Source organism: Enterococcus sp. DIV0901a (assembly GCF_051711525.1).
Lineage (GTDB): Bacteria > Bacillota > Bacilli > Lactobacillales > Enterococcaceae > Enterococcus_B > Enterococcus_B faecium.
Window position 1 is genome coordinate 1,030,779 of the sequence record NZ_JBIOMW010000001.1, and the last position, 19,976, is coordinate 1,050,754.

Genomic DNA, 19,976 nt, shown 5'->3' on the forward strand with positions numbered 1-19,976 from the left:
ATAATCGTTTAAAATGATTATTAAAGGAGAGTGTGCCATTATGAATCCAAAAATCTTAAGTATAGTTGTAGAGGGCGTTAAAACATACAAGAACAATGTGTTTAGCTTAGACTTTATGACTGAACAAAGAGTATTTCAACATGAAAAGGATGATAAAGTAGTTACAAGTGTAAGTAAGCATGGCAATTTGAATAATATAATAGCTCTTGCTGGTGTAAATGCTTCAGGAAAGACAAGTAGTTTACTTTTAATAAACTATGTTTTACATCTTGTTTTTTTAGGATCAAATGCAAATTTTAAGAAACAAATAATTGACCTGTTTGATGAAAAAATTAAAATTCATACAACTTTTATCTGTGATAATTTTGTTTATAAAACAACATCAGAATTGGAAAAGAAAAAATATGATGATTCTATCAGAATAGAATTTTGTAATGAAATAATATGTAGAAAGAAAATAAATAAAAACACCTCGAAAAAGGATTTAAAATTCAATAATGAACAAGAAGAACCTAATCTAGAAATTGTTGAAAGAAAAAAATTAGATGGTACTATATTGAAATTTTTGAAAAACGAGGATTCTATTATCCCATCTCAGTTATCAAATCTTCCAAAAAACTATGTAATTGACACATTTAGTCAAACTGATATGAACTTTTTGAGTGGTGGGACAGGTTTTCCTTCTGAAATGATTATGTATTTAGATCAGACTATAGAAGAGATTTCGTTACAGTTACCCAAAGATTTAAAAAAAGAAGATTTAACGATTGATAAATTGATGTTTAATCTTAAATTTGAGAACGAACCTAGAAAAACAGTTTCAATCGTAGATTTAAATATGTATCTTTCATCAGGAACAATTAAAGGTTTGGGATTACTTAATAGGATAATACGAGTGCTAAAAGTAGGTGGTTATTTATTAGTAGATGAACTAGAAATACACTTCAATAAATCTATAGTTGAAAATATTATTGATTTGTTTCAGTCGGATGTAAATGAAAAAGGAGCTACTATAATATTTTCTACTCATTACAGTGAGTTATTGGATAGCCTAACTAGAAGAGATTCAATTAGGGTGGTAAGAAAAATTGAGAATAAAATCGAAATTGAAAGTCTAAATAATTTAGCTAATAAAGAAGATAAAAATCGTTCTGATATAAAGAATAGCGATCTGTTTCTAAGTGGTTTATTTGGTACTGCTCCTTCATTCGATAGGTACTGGAAACTAAATAGATTTATAAAAGGACTAATTGAGGGTTGATGGAATGAATAATTTAGGAGAAAGTATCGTGGCGATTATATGTGAAGGTAATTCGGAAAAGTACTATATAAATATTCTACTTGAGAATGATTTGCTTATTATAAACAAAGAAGATATTTTAACTGAAGCAGTACTTCCGGTAAAATATAAAAAAGCAAATATATTTCAAGAACATTTTCTCACGATGACGCACGAAAAGCCAATAAGTATCTTTTTAATTCAAGATAGCGATGTTGAAATGAAAGCAATCAAAGAACCATATAGGAGTAAGGTTTGTGGAACTTATTTCTTTATAACATCGCCAGAAATAGAAATGTTGATGGTACATCATTTTAATATGTATGATGATTTTATAAAAGTGAAATCAAAGAAAAAGCCTTGTGAGTTTTTGGCTGGGAAGTTAAAAGTAACAACTAGCAAGTTAAAATCAAAACAATTTATTGAAGAGACTTTTTGTAATCCTCAGAATTTAGTGGAAGCTATAAAAAAATATTCAGAAAAAAGTCCTTATAAAAACAGAAAAAATAAGAAAAATAGGTATCAACTGATTGATTTGATAAAAAAAAATGATCAGATATAAAATAAGTTTAGCAAAACTAAAAACCGCCCACAAAGTGAACGGTTGCCCCACGTTAGATGAAGTTTTTTTCACTGCAATTCCACTGCATTTGAATAAAATGCATAGAGATTTCAACAAACTATAAATGTAGTAAAGTCTTTAATTTGTTGTTTTTCAAACTGCAGATAAAGATATAAAATGATTTTCTGATTCCTGTACCTTCCTTATATCAACGATTAGAGGTTGTGAAGAAGCTGTCCTGCATCAAGTAATAAGAACGGCCAAACAAAAATAGCTCTTCCTATTTTTTCATTTGGTTGGGCTTATTACCGCAGATGCAAGCTTTTGAACACCGTTTGTTCGGAATAAGGGGCTGTGACAATGCTTTTGTCACAGCCCCTTATTTTTGTTGTACTTTTAGCCTACAATATTTTTTGATTCCCCCTGAGTACTATTTTTTATAAATGCTAGTAAATCAATCTTCTTTGGCCTTTTTTTTGGTTCAGTATAAATTCTTGTGTAAATAGAAATTAGATAACAAAAAAAGAAGGGTTGTCCCTTACAATGTTAATAACGACAAAAACATGGGGAGCCCTTCTTACTATGAATTATACAGAACTGTCAGTTACTACTCAAGATGTTATGCCTAACAAAGGTGTCTTATCCTTTAATTCTGGTCTTACCGACTTTATTCAAGTTGGCGAGCCAATTCAAAATGAAGGTGGATTAACCTTTGTAGGAAAGCTAGATGAGCGTGGTGATACCTTCTGTCCTAATTGCTCAAGAAAACTAGTTAAAAATGGGTCTTTAGAATCTACCCTTAAGCACGTCGCTATTGGTGGAGTACACACCAATATCAGAGTGTCCTATGCACGTTTTCGTTGTCTTAACATTGATTGCCAATTCAACACTAGAAGCCAGTCTATCCCTTTTAAAGCTGATGGTTATCGCATCACCAAACCTTTAAAAGAATACACTGAGAAACTGTTAAGCTATGGCCTTACTCTAAAGGCAGTGGCTTGGCTTACTGGCTTGGACAAGATGACTGTAAAGTCAATTCACAAGTCTCTTCTACTGTCTAAATTTACAACTGATGGCAAGACACTCATAAAACCTGAAAGGCAGGCAAAATACTTAGCCATTGATGAGTTTAAGCTCCACGATGGCCATAAGTACGCCACCGCAATCATAGACTGGGAAACAGGGTATATTCTCTACTTAGCCCATGGCAAGAAGAAAGCCGTTGTTTTCGAGTTTATGGATCATGTTGGCGATGAGTGGATGTCAAAAGTTGAGGCGGTGGCTTGCGACATGAATTCAGACTTCGAAGAAGCTTTTAAAGGGCGCTATCCCAAGCTAGACATCGTCTATGATCGCTTCCACATTATCAAGAATTTCAACGATAAAGTGGTTTCAGAGATCAGAAAGGATGAACAAAGACGGCTGGCTGAAGAAGGCTCTCCAGAGGCTGCTAAGTTGCTTAAGAACTCACGTTACATCTTGATGTCTAAGAGGTCCACATTAGTTCAGAAGGACGAGGATGCCCGTCAAGGCAAGCTAGTGTCTACTGCTGGTGAAATATTCAATACACCAGAAATAAAGGCTTATGGCGGTAATGAAGCATGGTATGACGAGCTGTTGGAAGAAAACAAGCTCTTCTTCACAATAGACCTCGTCAAAGACTTGCTAGACCAGGCATACAACTCACATGACGAGGTGGAAATGTGCGTTAGACTTGAAGGGATCATAGACATCTGCAAGGCAACTGAGAATAGCCACTTTATTTGGTTTGCGCGTCTCTTAAATAACCATTTGAGAGGGATCTACACGTTCGCCAAATACGGGATATCAACTGGCAAACTTGAGGGTATCAACAATAAGATCAAGACTGAGAGACGTAAGGGTTATGGGTATCCAGATGATGAATACTTCTTTCTGCGATTAATGGAAATATCCCGAAAGGCATCCTAAATCTCACAGCCGTTTACACAAGAATTTATACTGAACCTTTTTTTTGATAAAAAAAAATACTAGATGTAAGATAAAAGTGTAAAAACGATTTGTTTTAGGAGGGGAAACGATGTGTACCGCAATCACTTATGCAACGAAAGACCATTATTTTGGAAGGAATTTTGATTATGAGATGTCTTATAATGAAGTAGTCACTATTACTCCAAGAAATTATCGTTTCGATTTTAGAAAGGTAAAAAATTTAGATAAACATTATGCAATGATTGGGATAGCAGCTGGGGTAGCCAACTATCCACTCTATTATGAGGCTACAAATGAAAAAGGGTTGAGTATGGCAGGACTGAATTTTCCTGGCAATGCTGATTATAAAGAATTACAAGAAGGAAAAGATAACGTTGCACCATTTGAGTTTATTCCATGGATACTAGGGCAATGCTCAACCATAGACGAAGCTAAAGAATTATTGGCTACTATCAATCTAGTCAATATCGATTTTAGTGAAAAACTACCCTTGTCACCTTTACACTGGTTATTAGCTGATAAAGAAAAATCGATAGTAATTGAAAGTATGAAAGATGGACTTCATTTATATGATAATCCTGTCGGTGTGTTGACAAATAATCCGCCATTTGATTATCAATTATTTAATCTGAACAATTATCGCTCGCTATCAAATGGAACACCAGAAAATCATTTTTCAAACCAGATCAGCTTGAATGTTTATAGTCGTGGGATGGGAGGATTGGGCTTACCTGGAGATCTCTCTTCTGTTTCTCGATTTGTAAAAGCCACATTTACTAAAATGAATGCTGCATCAGGTGATTCAGAATCTGAAAGTATCAGTCAATTTTTTCATATACTAGGCTCAGTCGAGCAACAAAAAGGAGTATGCGATACTGGAGAAGGAAAATACGAATATACGATTTATTCTTCTTGCTGTAACGTTGATAAAGGAATTTATTATTATCGTACGTATGAAGACAGTCAGATTACTGCTGTAAATATGAATAAAGAAGACTTGGATCGTCATGAATTGGTCAGTTATCCAGTCATAAAAGAGCAACAGATAAACTATGTCAATTAATTAATGAATAGATCCGTTTGGTATCATATTTTCTGATACAGTCATAATTAGACACGATCTTTAGGTCGTGTCTTTTTTTGCTGGTTTTTTTGGAAATAGCATCCACTAATATTTTTTTAACACGAAGAGAATAAGATAGCCTCAAAAAAGAAAACATGGTAAATTAGATATTGGGACTTTATTTTCTGTAAAAACAGAAACTTTCATCTTTTGTTTTCACGTGACGAAACTGTAAGAGAGAAAATATTCGTCCGCTATTTATTCTATGTTAAGATGCATATGGATGAAATAAACAGTAATTTTATATTAGGATGTGAAAGTTAAATGTGCGGTATTGTAGGTTTTGTTAACGACAAGGACAACAAAAAAACAATTATTAATACAATGATGGATCGAATCGTTCACCGTGGGCCTAATAGTTCAGGTGAATATATCGATAAACACGTTGCTTTAGGATTCAGAAGATTAAGTATTATTGACTTAGAGGGCGGTACTCAGCCTATTTACAATGAAGATCGAACAAAGATCATTATTTTTAATGGCGAAATCTATAATTACCAGCCTTTGAGAGAAGAATTGATTGCAGCTGGACACGTTTTTCAAACACATGCAGATACAGAAGTCCTTTTGCATGGTTACGAAGAATGGGGAACAGAATTATTGCAAAAGATCCGCGGAATGTTTGCTTTTGCTATTTGGGATAATGAAAAGAATGAGTTATTCGGTGCAAGAGACCACTTTGGGATCAAACCATATTATTATGCAGAAATGAACGGAACATTTATGTTTGGTTCAGAAATCAAAAGTTTTCTGCCTCATCCTGATTTTAACAAAGAATTGAACAAAGAAGCGTTGAAACCTTATATGACTTTCCAATATTCTCCATTAAACGGCGAAACATTCTTCAAAGATGTCTATCGTTTGCCTGAAGGCCATTATTATACGTATAAAGATGGAAAACTAGACATTCAGCAATATTGGGATGCAGATTTTGAAACAAAAGAAACGCATTCCCGACAAGAATGGATCGAAAAAATCGACGAAACCGTTCAAGCTTCTATTGAAGCACATACGGTCAGTGATGTAGAAGTTGGTTCTTTCTTATCCAGCGGGGTTGATTCCAGTTATGTAACCTCTGTATTGAAACCAGATCATTCTTTCTCAATCGGGTTTGATGATAAAACCTATAATGAAGCGATTGAAGCCAGAAAACTAACCGAACTATTGGACTTAGATAATACAGCAGCAGTGATCGACGGAGACATGTCGTTCAAAGCATTCCCTTTGATCCAGTATCACTTAGATGAACCTGATTCAAATCCTTCTTGCGTACCTTTGTACTTTTTAGCAAATCTTGCTTCACAAAGCGTGCGGGTAGTCCAATCTGGAGAAGGGGCGGATGAACTGTTTGCGGGATACCAAACGTATGGATTCCATACGAATTCAAAATTCATCCGTGTGATTGCTCAAGGATTGAAAAAATTACCAAAAGGAACACGCTATAATTTAGGACGTAAAATCGGAAAAATGAAAAATTTCCATGGACGGATCCATTTATATGAATCACTTGCTCCTGCAAAAGAATATTTTATCGGTCATGCTCGAGTGTTCGAAGAATCAGAAGCATCAGAAGTGTTGACACCAAAATATCAAACAGCACCATCTGTGGATGAAATCATGACTGTTCATTACGAGAAAACAGAAGGAATCAAAGATGAAGTCAATAAGATGCAATATGTCGATCTTCATCAATGGATGCCAAAAGATATCTTGTTGAAGGCAGATAAACTTTCTATGGCAAGTTCTTTGGAAGTCCGAGTACCTTTATTGGATATCGAAGTCATGAAATTGGCTCAACAAATACCAAGTAAGTTCTTATTGAATCAAAACAACACAAAAGATATTTTCAGACAAGCTGCGAACAAACATCTTCCGGAAGAGTGGTCGAATCGGGTGAAATTAGGATTTCCTGTGCCAATCAAAGCTTGGTTGAAAGAAGAACACGGCTACGAACAAGTCAAAGCATTATTCGAAGCAGATTTTGCAAAAGAATTTTTTGATCAAGAAAAAATCATGAAGTTGCTAGATGACCATCACGAAGGACGTAAAGAAGAGCAAAGAAAAATCTGGACAATCTTCAGTTTCTTGACATGGTATAAAGTCTACTTTGTAGATGAAACGATTCCGCAAGCAGAAGCAATCGACTATGTGACTGTTTGATGAAAATCAAATATCAATAAAAAATAGGTTTGCTCCTACCGTTTAACACCGAGTGATAAGAAACAATTTCAAAAAACAGCTCTTCCCGTTTTATAGATATTATGACTTGTGGTTCGGAGTTGGCAGAGGAACACCATTGTTTCGAACATAAGGGGTTGTGACACGATTTTCGTCACAACCCCTTTACATATGTTCAATAATCGATTTCTTTTTCTTTTGTCCCATCTTTTTTATAAATGACCAAAGTTGATTCTTTGTTTTGTGCTACTTGCTTTCCTTTTTCGATCGCTTCTTTCTTTGTATCAAAATGGTTGCTAGCCTTTTTTGCTCCTTTAGATTTCACGATCCATTGTTCTTCGGCATATTCTACGATCACATCTGAATCAAGCAATTTTCCGGCACGAGGATTCGTATCATGTTTATCCGACTTACTTGGATTTTTTTCTTTTTCGAATGTTCGTCTTTCTGATTCACTAGCATTTTCATACCACTCTTTTGCTTGATCAATGGCAATTGGGATCGCACGGCTATCAGGGTAACCCTCGTCTAATAGAGCATTTGCGATGTCGATCGCCTTTTTTCTTGTCAGTTTATCTAAGTTTTTCATTGATGCAGGAAAGTCCTTCATGTTCCATGGCATATTAGTATCCCCCTTTATTTAAAAAAACATAGTCTCTATAAACAAGTGTAAGGGTATTTATACAAAAAGAAAAAGATTTTGTCTGAGAAGTAAAACCGTTGTATTTATCGTCAAGTAGTTTTACTTAACAAAATCGTGAAAAACACTAGCAATCTGGAAAAAATCATGGTAAGATAATCAAGTCTGAGAGTCATCTTAGAGGATTCTTGTAAAAATGGGAGGGAAAATCATGCGCGTAAACATCACTTTAGAGTGTACTTCTTGTAAAGAACGTAACTATCTAACAAGCAAAAACAAACGTAACAATCCTGATCGTTTGGAAAAACAAAAATATTGCCCACGCGAACGCAAAGTTACTTTGCACCGTGAAACAAAATAATGTTTTTAAAGTTCTCAATTCCTTGCTGGTCAAAGAATTGAGACTTTTTTTATCTCAAAACATCTAAAATCATAAGGAGCGGATAATATGTTTATTTCCATGTGGGCACAAGATAAAAATGGTCTGATCGGCAAAAATGGTTTGTTACCATGGCGATTGCCAAATGATATGCGTTTCTTTCGCGAACATACAATGGATCGAATTTTAGTGATGGGAAGAAAGACCTATGAAGGAATGGGGGATCTTTCACTTCCTTATCGCCATATCATCGTGTTGACAACGCAACCAAATTTTCGTACGAAAGAAAATGCGGAAGTAATGCATTCGATCGATGAACTTTTGTCGTATAGTCAAACGATCTCAGAAGATATCTATGTTTCGGGTGGTAGTCGGATTTTTCAAGAACTTCTTCCTTACACTGGTCGGATCTGGCGAACATTGATCGATAGCACGTTTGAAGGCGATACGTATATTGGGAATATTGATTTTTCAGACTTCACCCTTATAGAGGAGTATGAGGGGATAACGGATCAAGAAAATCTATATGCCCATCGTTTTCAAAAATGGGAAAGAGTAAAAAATAGGGTTGCTTCAAAAGAAGAATAAAATCTATGCGTCTAGTTTGTTAATAAGAACAAAAGCATCTTACGACTAATCGTGAAGATGCTTTTTTTAGTTAAAATCAATTTAGTTTTTCTTTGATATCATTGACCATTTCCTGACTGGCAATAGGTCCGTTATATAGCCAGCTAGATTCAGGTCCGAATTGCAGTACATGATTGTCTGTCACTGCTTTAAGATTCTTCCAGCTTGGTTCATTGAACATGGCAGCATCTTTGTCACTGTTCACAAGGATGATGTAGTCAGCATCTAATTCAGCTAGCTTTTCAGAGGAAACAGCAGACCAGTCAGAAGTGGCTTTTTTGGAGACCTCTTCCACTAGATCAGGAACACCAAATTCCAGATCGTCGTATACGATTCTTCCACTTGACCGATTTTTGCTGACCATAAAGGCTGAGTTGTTGGTCACCCACAACACTGCAGCTGTCTTGTTCTCGATTTTATCTGCTAGTTCTTCTCGAGTTTTCTTGATGGATTTTTGATAATCGGAAATGATTTTTTCTGCCTCTTTTTCTTTTGCCAAAGCTTTGCCGACATCTTTTAGTTGTTCTTCCCATGTGACATCTGTTCCGTTTTTTACAACATAAGTTGGCGCGATTTTGCTATATTGTTCGTATTTCCCGCCTTCGACAGTAGCGGAAGAAGAAATCAACAGCAAATCAGGCTCAAAGCTTAACACTTTCTCATAAGGAAGGTCATAAGAAATCGTTGGGACATCCTTTAAATCATCTTGCAGATAATCTTGAATGGAACCACTGCCAACAGTCCACTGGGCGATAGGTTTTTCCTCTAGTGCAATCAGATAGTCTTCTAAGTAACTGCCGATGATCCGTTTGGGCGCGTTTGGAATCTCTACTTTATGTCCAAGTGTATCTGTGACTGTATGAGTACTATTGGATGAAGTCGTCGAATTGGCAGTTGTAGCTGTTTCTTTATCTGAAGAGGGGGAGCAAGCGCTCAGTACTCCAGCCAGCAGCAATATGCTAGATAATGTGAATACTTTTGTTTTTAACAGAATTAGGCAGAAGTCGCCCATCCTCTATAGGTGGGTGATGAATGCCGTTCGGTATGAGGGTTACCGTTGGTAACTCGAAGACCGACAACTAAGGCGTATTGCCTTTTTATTTTGTCCCATGTTACAATCAGTCTATACAAGAAATGAGTTGATATAACATGGAATTAGATACAAATAATCATTCAGTATTTCTTCTTTATTACCACCTTGTTTTAGTAACGAAATATCGTAGACAAGTGATTGATGATGAAATATCTGATTATGCCAAAACTACTTTTGAAAGAATTTCAGAATCGTATCACATTACTTTAGTGGAGTGGAATCATGATAAAGACCACGTTCATATTATGTTCAAAGCTCAACCTAAAACAGAATTGACAAAATTCATCAATGCCTATAAAAGTGCCAGCTCAAGATTGATAAAACGTGACTTTCCAAGAGTCAAACAATTTCTTTGGAAAGAAATGTTCTGGTCTAAAAGCTTTTGTCTTCTGACAACTGGTGGCGCACCAATTGATGTGATTAAGAAGTATATCCAAAATCAAGGAAACAATCATAAATAGAAAGTAGGTGAACTTTATGGAACAACTAAAAGCATACAAATTCAGAATCTATCCAACAGAGGAACAAGAAATCTTCTTTGCCAAATCTTTTGGTTGTGTCCGTAAGGTCTACAATCTAATGCTTGATGACCGAAAAAAGGCGTATGAAGAAGTTAAAAATGATTCTTCTAAAAAAATGACTTTTCCGACACCAGCTAAATACAAGAAAGAATTTCCGTTTTTGAAAGAAATTGATAGCCTTGCTTTAGCCAATGCCCAACTTAATTTAGATAAAGCATACAAGAATTTTTTTCGGGATAAATCCGTTGGATTTCCACGTTTCAAAAGTAAGAAAAATCCTGTTCAGAGTTATACAACGAATAATCAAAATGGTACAATTGCTTTGATTGATAGTAAATTCATCAAAGTTCCTAAATTGAAGTCATTAGTAAGAATTAAGCTTCATAGACAACCAAAAGGGATTATCAAATCTGCTACAATATCACGTCATTCTAGCGGTAAATACTATATTTCTTTGTTGTGTAAAGAAGAAATTATCGAATTACCTAAAACTAATTCCACAATTGGTATTGACTTAGGCATTATGGACTTTGCGATTCTTTCTGATGGACAAAAAATTGATAATAATAAATTCACGTCCAAAATGGAAAAGAAACTAAAGCGTGAACAACGCAAATTGTCTAGGCGTGCTTTATTGGCTAAAAATAAAGGTACCAATCTATTTGAAGCTAAAAATTATCAAAAACAAAAACGCAAAGTAGCTAGATTGCATGAAAAAGTAATGAATCAACGTACTGATTTTCTGAATAAGTTGAGTACAGAAATGATCAAAAATCACGATATTATCTGTATTGAAGACTTAAACACAAAAGGTATGTTGCGAAATCATAAATTAGCTAAAAGTATTTCTGATGTTTCTTGGTCAAAGTTTGTGACTAAATTACAATACAAGGCTGACTGGTATGGACGAAAAATCATCAAAGTAGATAAATGGTTTCCGTCTAGTCAGATTTGTTCAGAGTGCGGACATAAAGATGGCAAGAAATCTCTTGAAATTCGAGAATGGACTTGTCCTGTTTGTCATACTCATCATGATCGTGATATCAATGCTAGTATCAATATTCTGACCGAAGGTCTAAGACTACATTCTATGGGATTGGCTTAGATCCAATCATCAAGAACCGTAGGAACTACGGGGATAGCTTGGTAAATAAGAGACACCGCTGTTAGTAAAGAAATACGCTATCAAGTATGCTCTATTCCCAAGAAGCTCCCACTTCAAGCGTTAAGAACCGTCAGGTTTAGCTAAGTGGTGAGTAGTTCACTTTCATTTCTTTCCTCCTGACATAATTGAGAATCTTTCTCATTGGTTATTATTCCTGATATTTCGAACGCTGTCAACCGCTTCATTTGGCTATAGATATGAAAGTAGCGCTTGACGAAATGTTGAAACAGCGTCATAATTGAGAATGATTTTCAGCGAAAGGATGGGTGAAATGACGAGATTAAGAGCAGCTGACATTGCAGCCGGCTACGAAAACAAAAAAATCATTGAAAACATGTCTGTTACGATTCCTGAAGGGAAAATCACGAGTTTGATTGGGCCAAATGGAAGTGGAAAATCTACTTTATTGAAAAGTTTTACCCGTATACTACCTGTGAAATCAGGAAAGATCATTGTCAATAACTCTGATATCTCTACATACAGTTCAAAAGAACTTGCAAAAAAAATTGCATTATTAGCACAAACTAGTGAACACCCTACAGGTATGACAGTAGAAGAAGTAGTATCTTACGGACGATACCCTTATCAAAAACTGTTCAGTGGCATGGACACGCAAGATCATGAAGCAATCGAGTGGGCGTTGGATGCTACAGGTCTAGCTGGATTTCGTATGCGGGATATCGCAACGCTGTCTGGTGGACAAACCCAGCGTGTCTGGATCGCTATGGCGCTTGCTCAGGAAACAGATATCTTGATCTTGGATGAACCGACAACATTTTTAGATCCGGCACACCAATTAGAGATCCTACAGTTATTGACTGAAATCAATCAAATGAAACAAACAACGATCTTGATGTCGATTCATGACATTAATCATGCTTCACGTTTTTCAGATTATTTATTAGCAATGAAAAACGGTAAGTTGATCACAGAAGGTACACCTGAAGAAGTGATCACAAAAGAGTGTATGAAAAAAATATTTGAGATTGATGCAACGATTGTCACGCTTCCAAGAACAAATAAACCAGTTTTTCTAACCTATGATTTGTTGCCAAAAGAGCAGGAGGATCAATTATGAGGACTATGAAGAAAAATAGACTCCTGCTTTTGGTCTGTTTTGTTCTTTTGATTATTTTTTTTGTTGCTCTTTCAAATGGCGCAGCGACTGTGGGAAAAGCAGATTTTTGGCAGGCGTTGTTTGATTTTGATAGATCAAAACAAAGTCACCAAATCATACGAAATATTCGTTTGCCTCGTGTGGCGGGAGCATTTCTTGTAGGGAGTTGTTTTGCATTGAGCGGTGCATTGATGCAAGGAGTGACAAGAAATCCTTTAGCAGATTCAGGCTTACTAGGAATCAACGCGGGTGCTTCGTTGGCAATGGCCCTTAGTTTTGCTTTTTGGCCTAAAGCTTCTGATTTTTCTGTGTTTCTAATGTCATTGGCAGGTTCTTTTGCTGTAACTTTGCTCGTATTTGGTTTTTTGCAGTTTTCGAAAATGGGCATGAATCCTTTACAGCTGATTTTAGCTGGCGTAGCTATTAGTTCTTTTTTTACTGCTATCAGCCAAGCACTTACCCAATTCTTTAATCTGCAGCAGGATCTTGCTTTTTGGTTTGTAGGCGGAGCTGCCAATATCACATGGAAACAATTAGCAGTATTGTTTCCTTTATATATACTTGCTGTTTTGGTTTCTTTTTCATTAGGAAAAGCAATATCTTTGATTCATTTGAGTGAAACACATGCATTAGCTCTTGGAAGTCATCCTAAACGAACGCGGTTGATTGTTTTCTGTCTAGTCGCAGTGTTGGCAGCCATAGCAGTTTCGTTAGTCGGTCCAGTCTCCTTTATTGGACTGTTGGTTCCGCCAGTTGTTCGTGGAATGGTTGGAACGGACTATCGTTATGTTCTACCTGTCTCTTTTTTAGTTGGCGGTGGATTGGTTATGTTGGCGGATTTTACAGCGAGGATGATCAATCCCCCTTTTGAAACACCTTTTGGATTAGTCATTGCATTGATTGGCGTTCCGTTTTTACTGATACAAGTAAGGAGGGAACAACGGTGAAAAAAATATATTGGACGTTTTATTTCTTGCTTTTTGTACTTGTCATCCTGTCTATAGGTAGTTTAATGATTGGTACGCCTTTTATTTACCTGGATCAGCTTTTTGCCACGTTCATAGGGAAAGAATCATCTTCTTTGGCGCTGATTGTTAGAGAATTTCGAGTTCCTCGATTACTGATCAGTTTATTAGCAGGAGCTTGTCTTGGCGTTTCTGGTTATATCTTGCAAGGAGTAACAAGAAATGAATTGGCAGATTCTAGTATATTGGGCATTAATGCCGGAGCAGGATTTTTAGTGATGCTTTATTTAGGTTTCTTTTCGCACTATTCGCTGCCGTTTCTATTGCTAGTTGTAGCCTTTCTAGGTGGTGTTTTAGCTGCTTGCTGTGTCTATCTTGCGGCCTATGATCGAAATGGCTTTTTGGGTATGAATCGAATCTTATTGTCCGGTATTGCCGTTAATGCCGGCCTTTCTGCATTAACATTGCTATGCACGATCCAATTATCTAAGGAAAATTATGGATTTGTGAATGCATGGTTAGCGGGATCAATCTGGGGTGCGAGCTGGCCTTATGTTTGGGCATTGCTTCCATGGGCGGTTATCTTAATTCCGCTAGGAGGACTTTATGCACAGAGGATTGGATTGCTATCATTTGGTCAAGAACGCGCGCAAGGATTAGGCCTTAACGTGGCTAAAAGTCAAAAAATCCTTTTGTTGTTAGCTGTTGCTTTGGCAAGCGGTAGTGTAGCGGTGACAGGTAGTTTATCTTTTGTAGGACTACTAGCTCCTCATGCTGCGAAGCTAGTCGTACGTAAAGAAAATAACTGGACCTTTGTTCTGAGCGGTTTGTTCGGTTCCATTTTTGTGCTTAGTGCAGATATGGTTGCTAGAGTGATTCTACCAAGTGGGGAAGTACCTACAGGAATTTTGATTGCCCTTTTTGGTGCGCCATATTTTCTGTATGCACTTTTTATCAGACAAAAACACGCGCTGAACAGTTGAAATTCATTAAAAAAGGAAGGCCAATCATTTCTAGGTCTTCTTTTTATTCTATTTATGCATTTATTTGAAAGTTCGATTGCTATTTTTCTTTTTTTCCTATACCATTTTATGAGAGAAGGAAGGGTGAGTTTTTGGACCAATTGAAAGTGAGATTACGCCGGAAAGGAATCGAAAAGCTGAAAAATCTGGCCAAAAGTGGCAAGAAAAAGGAAAAAGAACAGCGAATCTATAAACAGCTATTCGCCAGCGAGTACTGGAAGTCAGCAAAAGTGATAGGGACGACTTTATCGAATGAATTTGAACTGGATACACAGCCGGTTATCCAACGAGCAGAAAAAGAACAAAAGAAAATAGTTGTACCTAAAACTTTGCCGAAACGTCAGATGGCGTTTTATGAAATGGATGAACAGTCCGTTCTTGTACGTTCGAGTTTTGGTGTTCTTGAGCCACAATCAGAGAAGCTCTATTTGCCGGAGATGATCGATCTCCTCATTGTACCAGGTATTATCTACAATAGAGCCGGTTATCGAATCGGTTTTGGCGGTGGTTATTACGACCGGTATTTAAATAATTTTCATAAAAAAACATGTAGCCTTGTTTTTCGTGAACAATTGAATGAACAATGGCAACCGGAGAGCTTTGATCAGAAGATCCAACAATTGTTTATTGACTAAAATGAAATGGGAGGTTTTCATGAATTATCAACAGCAAATAAAATTGCGTGCATGGTTAAGACGACCGTTATGGACCTATGCTTTTTTAGGGATACAGACAGTGGTCTTCCTTATGATGGAATTATTTCCGCGACTTGAGATCCCTTATTATGCCGGAATGTATGGTCCTTATCTTGTTCACTTCAATGAATGGTGGCGTTTAGTGACACCAATCTTCATCCATTTTGGACTGATGCATTTCGTAATGAACTCACTGATATTGTATTTTATGGGGCAGCAAATCGAGGCAATCTATGGCCATTGGCGTTTTTTCTTGATTTATATGTTCAGCGGGATAATGGGAAATACAGCAAGCTTTGCTTTTAACGAAGCGAATGTTCTGTCTGGTGGTGCGAGTACTTCGATATTCGGTTTGTTCGGTGCGTTGTTTATCTTAGGGTTTCATTTTAAACATAACCCAGCGATCCAGCAGCTAGTCAGACATTTTCTTTTATTTATTGTGTTGACATTTGTTTTTGGTCTTCTGGATACCTCTGTAGATGTTTGGGGACATGTCGGTGGGCTAATTGGCGGATTAGTGTTAGGGAATGTTTTGGGTCTACCGAAACAACAGACAAGCTATTCGATACACCAAAGGATTCTTTCTACACTAGTTTTTGTATTTCTTTTTGTAATATGTATTTTACTGGGTTTAAAAAAATATGGTTTACTTGTATAATATGAAGGAAGTGCTTAAAGATGGAGAGCTTATATGATGTACAGCAGCTGTTCAAAAAATTTGGCATCTTTATCTATGTGGGTGCACGCATCTATGACATTGAATTAATGACTATCGAATTGCGTAATCTGTATGATAGCCGTTTGATTGATCATGATATATACATGACAGCGTGGCGCATATTAAAAAGAGAGCACCGAATTGAAGAAAGCCGAAAGAAAGGAAATTTGTAATGGACAAGAAGATTATTGGGATTGATTTAGGTGGAACAACAGCAAAATTTGCAATTTTAACACCAGAAGGAGAGATTCAACAAAAATGGAGCATCGATACCAATATTTTGGATGATGGTAAGCATATCGTTCCTGAAATCATTGAATCAATCAACCATCGTTTGAATTTATATAATATGAAAGCCGAAGACTTTATCGGAATCGGCATGGGTACCCCAGGAAGCGTGGACAGCGAAGCTGGAACGGTTATTGGTGCGTATAACTTAAACTGGACAGAAGTTCAATTTGTGAAAAAACTGATCGAGGCAGGAACAGGAATCAAATTCGCTATCGATAATGATGCGAATGTTGCTGCTTTAGGTGAACGATGGAAAGGTGCTGGAGAAAACGATCCAGACGTTGTATTCGTTACTCTAGGAACAGGTGTTGGCGGTGGTATCGTTGCTGGCGGAAATTTGATTCACGGCGTGAGCGGAGCAGGCGGAGAGATCGGCCATATCACTGTGGATCCTGAAGGGTTCGAATGTACTTGCGGTAAACGCGGATGTTTAGAAACTGTGTCTAGCGCTACTGGTGTGGTACGTCTAGGTCGTTACTTGGCAGAAGAATACGCAGGAGATTCAAAACTGAAAGCAATGTTAGACAACGGTGAAGAAGTAACAAGTAAAGATATCTTTGAAATGGCTCAAGAAGACGATCCGTTTGCATTGATGGTTGTTGATCGCGTATGCTTCTACTTAGGTTTAGCTTGCGCCAACTTGGGGAATACATTGAATCCGTCAAGTATTGTGTTAGGTGGAGGAGTATCGGCAGCAGGAGAATTTTTACGCAGCCGTGTAGAGAAATATTTTAAAGAATTTACTTTCCCGCAAGTAAGAGAATCAACAAAAATCAAATTAGCAGAGCTTGGAAATGAAGCTGGTGTCATTGGCGCTGCCTCATTAGCCTTGAAATTTGCTTAAAAAAACGGAGGCATTACATGGTTTTATGGGTAATTAATATCATTTTGCTATTGATTGTGCTTGCAATCATCTTTTGGGAAGTCTATCTACGAGTAATGGCCAAGCGTTCAGCAACGACTTTGACAGAAGAAGAATTTCGAGAAGGAATGAGAAAAGCACAAGTAATCGATGTTCGCGAAAAAGATGTGTTTGATGCTGGGCATATTTTAGGTGCAAGAAACATCCCTTACACTGTTTTGAAAGATTCATTAGGATCTATTCGAAAAGACCAGCCTGTTTATATTTACGATCAAAAGAAAAGTTTGAGCATCCGTACAGCAAATAAATTACGTAAAGCAGGTTATCAAGAGATTTATTTACTTAAGGGTGGATATGACGGATGGTCTGGAAAAATCAAAAGTAAAAAAGTATAAAACAGATGATTGTATGACAGCTTTAAAAACCGAATCAATCATTAGATTTTGACCAAGATCACATGAACGGCGCAATGGATAGTTGTGCCGTTCATTTTTTTTATTTTGTGCTATTATCTACATATATAAGCTAAGCGAAAAGGCAGAAAGAAGGAAACAACTATGATCAAATTAAAACGTGTTTACCTTGATGCTGAAAAAGAGGATGGCTATAGAATACTCGTGGATAGATTCTGGCCCCGAGGAATTTCAAAAGAAAAAGCGCAGTTAGATCTGTGGTTGAAAGAAATTGCACCTAGTAATGAAGCACGCAAAACTTTTGACCATGTACCAGAACGATTTGCTTCATTTGCAAAGAAATACCAGCAAGAATTGATTTTCGAAGAAGAAAAGAAGCAAGCTATTCTTAAACTCAGTCAACTTATGAAAGAACATCCAGTCATTACTTTTGTTTATGGTGCAAAAAATGAACATCAGAACCATGCTGTTTTATTGAAAAAATTTATCGAAATGGAGGCATGCAAATGAAAATAGGGATCATTGGTGCCGGACCTAGAGGATTAAGTGTAGCAGAAAGGATTCTCCATAATAATCAGGGCAGACATTCTCTTGAACTTTTTCTTTTCGATCCCAATGGTCCTGGAGGTCGAGTTTGGCGGTTGAATCAGCCACCGGAGTTATTAATGAATTCTGTTTCTCAACAAGTGACGCTTTTTACAGATGAAACATTGTCCAGTGGAGGATTGGTAACACAGGGACCCAACTTGTTTCAATGGAGTAAAGGACCTGCTACAGATTATATCGAACAGACGGTAACTAAAAATAAGCAACTAATTATAGAAGAAATCAATCGTCTGGAAAAAGATCAGCAATCTACTCGATGTTTATACGGACTCTATCAACGCTGGTTTTTCTCAAAGTTGCAAGAAGAATTTCCAGCTTCTATTCAGTTTGTTTATTCTTTAGTAAAAAAAGTCAGCAAAAGAAAAGATGGTTATCTTTTACAGACAGATCAGCAAAGCTATTCTATCGATCAGCTTGTTTTAGCAAGCGGTCACTGGGAAAATGATGAGACAGAAGAAGAAAGAGTGTGGGTAGACTACGCAAAGAAAAATGATTTACTGTATCAGCTTCCTTCTAATCCTGCAGATGTCGATCTTTCGAAGATACCGCCTAAAGAAAATGTCTTTTTAAGAGGTCTAGGCTTAAGTTTTTTTGATTATGTCGGATTGTTTACAGTATCAAGAGGAGGGCGCTTCGAGAACGAAAAGGGAAAACTTGTCTATCATCCATCAGGCAAGGAACCGATTGTATACAGTGGATCAAGAAGGGGGCTCCCTTATTACCCTCGAGGAAGAAACCAAAAGCAAGGCGGAGCAATGGCATGGCCACGGTTACTAACAAAAGAAAACCTGGAGCAATGGCATCAGTCGGGATTTTTGACTGGCGAAACATTTTTTGACTATCTGAAAAAAGACGTTGAGTTGTTTTATTACAAGAAAATCATCGAAGAATATCATTTGCCGATTCCAAAGAAAAATTTTGAGCATGATTTTCTCTCCCTCTCTTCAGAGGAGTGTCTCGGAAAGCATCCAGCACTAATCCCTTATAGATGGGATTGGTCGTATTTAGAAATTCCTCTTACCTATCAGGATGAGTCCTTTGCAGAAGCTAGCCGAGCATTTATTGAAGGGCAGATAAAAGAAGCGGAAAAAGGCAATTGCACAGGAGCATTTGCTTCAACATTTGATGCATTAAAAGACTGGCGTGATCCAATCCGGCAGGCTATTGAATGGCACGTTTTTTCTGCAAAGGAATACAAAGAAATACTATGGGGATGGTTTACTCATCTAAATAGCTTTTTAACGATCGGTCCGCCAGTCATTCGGACGAAAGAATTAGCAGCACTGATAGATGCGGGTATTTTTCATTTGATCGAACCGCCACTTGATATTCAGCAAAAGCACAACCGCTATGTTATTTCTCTACAAGATAAAGAAATCAGCAGTCGCTATTTGATTGAAGCTCGATTGCCACAAACAAGCTTTTCTCGTTCAAGTAATCCTGTCATAAAAAATTTGAAGGAAAACAAACTTGTTCGCCCTTTTTCATTTTCAGATAATACAGGAAGTTATCATTCAGAAGCTATAGATGTTGAGCGAGGTACGAATCGCGTGATTGATGCTTCAGGGGAAATCCAGTCTGACTTTTATTGCTATGGAATACCTGTTGAAGGTGTGGATTGGCTAACTGCAGCAGTAGCTAGACCTTATACAGATCCATGGAATCTGAGACAGGCAGATAAAATAGCACAACTTATATTGACTGACAAATAAAAATACGCATGATGACTTATCTGTTCTTTCAAAAGTC

The 19,976-nt window shown here is 36.9% G+C and carries 21 protein-coding genes; 19 read left to right on the forward strand and 2 right to left on the reverse strand.

Annotation, left to right across the window (positions count from 1 at the left end):
* The first annotated feature begins 40 nt into the window (after positions 1-40).
* From IGL70_RS04900 to asnB, 5 genes are all read left to right on the forward strand, one after another.
* Positions 41-1,261, forward strand: coding sequence for an AAA family ATPase (locus tag IGL70_RS04900; protein ID WP_162781553.1), 1,221 nt, complete (start codon positions 41-43; stop codon positions 1,259-1,261).
* A gap of 4 nt (positions 1,262-1,265) precedes the next feature.
* Positions 1,266-1,841 (forward strand): hypothetical protein, encoded by a 576-nt coding sequence (locus tag IGL70_RS04905; protein ID WP_146103014.1) that lies wholly within the window; start codon positions 1,266-1,268, stop codon positions 1,839-1,841.
* A 582-nt stretch (positions 1,842-2,423) separates the two neighbouring features.
* Positions 2,424-3,791: an ISL3 family transposase gene (locus tag IGL70_RS04910; protein WP_043921381.1), complete on the forward strand. Its 1,368-nt coding sequence runs from the start codon at positions 2,424-2,426 to the stop codon at positions 3,789-3,791.
* A 109-nt stretch (positions 3,792-3,900) separates the two neighbouring features.
* Positions 3,901-4,875, forward strand: coding sequence for a choloylglycine hydrolase (bsh, locus tag IGL70_RS04915; protein ID WP_002306408.1), 975 nt, complete (start codon positions 3,901-3,903; stop codon positions 4,873-4,875).
* 324 nt (positions 4,876-5,199) lie between these two features.
* Positions 5,200-7,095 (forward strand): asparagine synthase (glutamine-hydrolyzing), encoded by a 1,896-nt coding sequence (asnB, locus tag IGL70_RS04920; protein WP_002293915.1) that lies wholly within the window; start codon positions 5,200-5,202, stop codon positions 7,093-7,095.
* A gap of 193 nt (positions 7,096-7,288) precedes the next feature.
* On the opposite strand, the gene IGL70_RS04925 is transcribed toward asnB, so the two are convergent.
* Positions 7,289-7,735 carry a DUF2188 domain-containing protein gene (locus IGL70_RS04925; protein ID WP_002293914.1) on the reverse strand — a complete coding sequence of 149 codons (447 nt, stop codon included), beginning with the start codon at positions 7,733-7,735 and terminating at the stop codon, positions 7,289-7,291.
* Between the two features lie 214 nt (positions 7,736-7,949).
* Between IGL70_RS04925 and rpmG the strand changes: the two genes are divergently transcribed.
* Entirely contained in the window at positions 7,950-8,114 is a 165-nt protein-coding gene (gene rpmG / locus IGL70_RS04930) for a 50S ribosomal protein L33 (RefSeq protein ID WP_002293909.1), read from the forward strand.
* Between the two features lie 87 nt (positions 8,115-8,201).
* A complete protein-coding gene (locus tag IGL70_RS04935) occupies positions 8,202-8,720 on the forward strand; it encodes a dihydrofolate reductase (RefSeq protein ID WP_002324997.1) in 519 nt (172 codons plus the stop codon).
* 76 nt (positions 8,721-8,796) lie between these two features.
* Here the strand turns inward: IGL70_RS04935 and IGL70_RS04940 are convergent, their stop codons facing one another.
* Complete coding sequence (locus IGL70_RS04940; RefSeq protein ID WP_113844041.1) at positions 8,797-9,753, reverse strand: ABC transporter substrate-binding protein; 957 nt, start codon at positions 9,751-9,753, stop codon at positions 8,797-8,799.
* A gap of 155 nt (positions 9,754-9,908) precedes the next feature.
* On the opposite strand from IGL70_RS04940, the gene tnpA reads away from it, so the two are divergent.
* The 12 genes from tnpA to IGL70_RS05000 all read left to right on the forward strand — a co-directional run bounded on the left by tnpA (position 9,909) and on the right by IGL70_RS05000 (position 19,939).
* On the forward strand, positions 9,909-10,313 hold the full coding sequence (tnpA, locus tag IGL70_RS04945; protein ID WP_002287522.1) for an IS200/IS605-like element ISEfa4 family transposase: 405 nt from the start codon (positions 9,909-9,911) through the stop codon (positions 10,311-10,313).
* Between the two features lie 16 nt (positions 10,314-10,329).
* A complete protein-coding gene (tnpB, locus tag IGL70_RS04950; RefSeq protein WP_002323589.1) occupies positions 10,330-11,478 on the forward strand; it encodes an IS200/IS605 family element RNA-guided endonuclease TnpB in 1,149 nt (382 codons plus the stop codon).
* Between the two features lie 331 nt (positions 11,479-11,809).
* Positions 11,810-12,616, forward strand: a complete 807-nt coding sequence (locus tag IGL70_RS04955) for an ABC transporter ATP-binding protein (protein WP_002293905.1) — start codon at positions 11,810-11,812, stop codon at positions 12,614-12,616.
* Entirely contained in the window at positions 12,613-13,602 is a 990-nt protein-coding gene (locus tag IGL70_RS04960) for a FecCD family ABC transporter permease (protein ID WP_002293904.1), read from the forward strand. The genes IGL70_RS04955 and IGL70_RS04960 overlap by 4 nt, the downstream gene beginning before the upstream one ends.
* Complete coding sequence (locus tag IGL70_RS04965) at positions 13,599-14,603, forward strand: FecCD family ABC transporter permease (protein WP_002293903.1); 1,005 nt, start codon at positions 13,599-13,601, stop codon at positions 14,601-14,603. Before IGL70_RS04960 ends, IGL70_RS04965 begins: the two co-directional genes overlap by 4 nt.
* A gap of 131 nt (positions 14,604-14,734) precedes the next feature.
* Entirely contained in the window at positions 14,735-15,277 is a 543-nt protein-coding gene (locus IGL70_RS04970; RefSeq protein ID WP_002289886.1) for a 5-formyltetrahydrofolate cyclo-ligase, read from the forward strand.
* Between the two features lie 19 nt (positions 15,278-15,296).
* Positions 15,297-15,995 carry a rhomboid family intramembrane serine protease gene (locus IGL70_RS04975; RefSeq protein WP_002330096.1) on the forward strand — a complete coding sequence of 233 codons (699 nt, stop codon included), beginning with the start codon at positions 15,297-15,299 and terminating at the stop codon, positions 15,993-15,995.
* 20 nt (positions 15,996-16,015) lie between these two features.
* Positions 16,016-16,228, forward strand: coding sequence for a YqgQ family protein (locus tag IGL70_RS04980; protein WP_104765387.1), 213 nt, complete (start codon positions 16,016-16,018; stop codon positions 16,226-16,228).
* Positions 16,228-17,190, forward strand: a complete 963-nt coding sequence (locus IGL70_RS04985; protein WP_002293901.1) for an ROK family glucokinase — start codon at positions 16,228-16,230, stop codon at positions 17,188-17,190. Before IGL70_RS04980 ends, IGL70_RS04985 begins: the two co-directional genes overlap by 1 nt.
* Positions 17,191-17,207: 17 nt before the next feature.
* Positions 17,208-17,603, forward strand: a complete 396-nt coding sequence (locus tag IGL70_RS04990; RefSeq protein WP_002293900.1) for a rhodanese-like domain-containing protein — start codon at positions 17,208-17,210, stop codon at positions 17,601-17,603.
* Between the two features lie 162 nt (positions 17,604-17,765).
* Positions 17,766-18,131, forward strand: a complete 366-nt coding sequence (locus IGL70_RS04995; RefSeq protein WP_002330097.1) for a DUF488 domain-containing protein — start codon at positions 17,766-17,768, stop codon at positions 18,129-18,131.
* Positions 18,128-19,939, forward strand: a complete 1,812-nt coding sequence (locus tag IGL70_RS05000; protein WP_104765388.1) for an FAD/NAD(P)-binding protein — start codon at positions 18,128-18,130, stop codon at positions 19,937-19,939. Before IGL70_RS04995 ends, IGL70_RS05000 begins: the two co-directional genes overlap by 4 nt.
* Positions 19,940-19,976: the final 37 nt, after the last annotated feature.

Bases quoted from the DNA above. Each gene is read 5' to 3' on its own strand.
- bsh (WP_002306408.1), top strand. From the start codon at position 3,901: ATGTGTACCGCAATCACTTATGCAACGAAAGACCATTATTTTGGAAGG.
- tnpB (WP_002323589.1), top strand. From the start codon at position 10,330: ATGGAACAACTAAAAGCATACAAATTCAGAATCTATCCAACAGAGGAA.
- IGL70_RS04960 (WP_002293904.1), top strand. From the start codon at position 12,613: ATGAGGACTATGAAGAAAAATAGACTCCTGCTTTTGGTCTGTTTTGTT.
- IGL70_RS04935 (WP_002324997.1), top strand. From the start codon at position 8,202: ATGTTTATTTCCATGTGGGCACAAGATAAAAATGGTCTGATCGGCAAA.
- IGL70_RS04990 (WP_002293900.1), top strand. From the start codon at position 17,208: ATGGTTTTATGGGTAATTAATATCATTTTGCTATTGATTGTGCTTGCA.
- IGL70_RS04985 (WP_002293901.1), top strand. From the start codon at position 16,228: ATGGACAAGAAGATTATTGGGATTGATTTAGGTGGAACAACAGCAAAA.
- IGL70_RS04995 (WP_002330097.1), top strand. From the start codon at position 17,766: ATGATCAAATTAAAACGTGTTTACCTTGATGCTGAAAAAGAGGATGGC.
- IGL70_RS04975 (WP_002330096.1), top strand. From the start codon at position 15,297: ATGAATTATCAACAGCAAATAAAATTGCGTGCATGGTTAAGACGACCG.
- IGL70_RS04910 (WP_043921381.1), top strand. From the start codon at position 2,424: ATGAATTATACAGAACTGTCAGTTACTACTCAAGATGTTATGCCTAAC.
- IGL70_RS04925 (WP_002293914.1), bottom strand. From the start codon at position 7,735: ATGCCATGGAACATGAAGGACTTTCCTGCATCAATGAAAAACTTAGAT.
- tnpA (WP_002287522.1), top strand. From the start codon at position 9,909: ATGGAATTAGATACAAATAATCATTCAGTATTTCTTCTTTATTACCAC.
- IGL70_RS04955 (WP_002293905.1), top strand. From the start codon at position 11,810: ATGACGAGATTAAGAGCAGCTGACATTGCAGCCGGCTACGAAAACAAA.
- IGL70_RS04905 (WP_146103014.1), top strand. From the start codon at position 1,266: ATGAATAATTTAGGAGAAAGTATCGTGGCGATTATATGTGAAGGTAAT.
- rpmG (WP_002293909.1), top strand. From the start codon at position 7,950: ATGGGAGGGAAAATCATGCGCGTAAACATCACTTTAGAGTGTACTTCT.
- IGL70_RS04900 (WP_162781553.1), top strand. From the start codon at position 41: ATGAATCCAAAAATCTTAAGTATAGTTGTAGAGGGCGTTAAAACATAC.
- IGL70_RS05000 (WP_104765388.1), top strand. From the start codon at position 18,128: ATGAAAATAGGGATCATTGGTGCCGGACCTAGAGGATTAAGTGTAGCA.
- asnB (WP_002293915.1), top strand. From the start codon at position 5,200: ATGTGCGGTATTGTAGGTTTTGTTAACGACAAGGACAACAAAAAAACA.
- IGL70_RS04980 (WP_104765387.1), top strand. From the start codon at position 16,016: ATGGAGAGCTTATATGATGTACAGCAGCTGTTCAAAAAATTTGGCATC.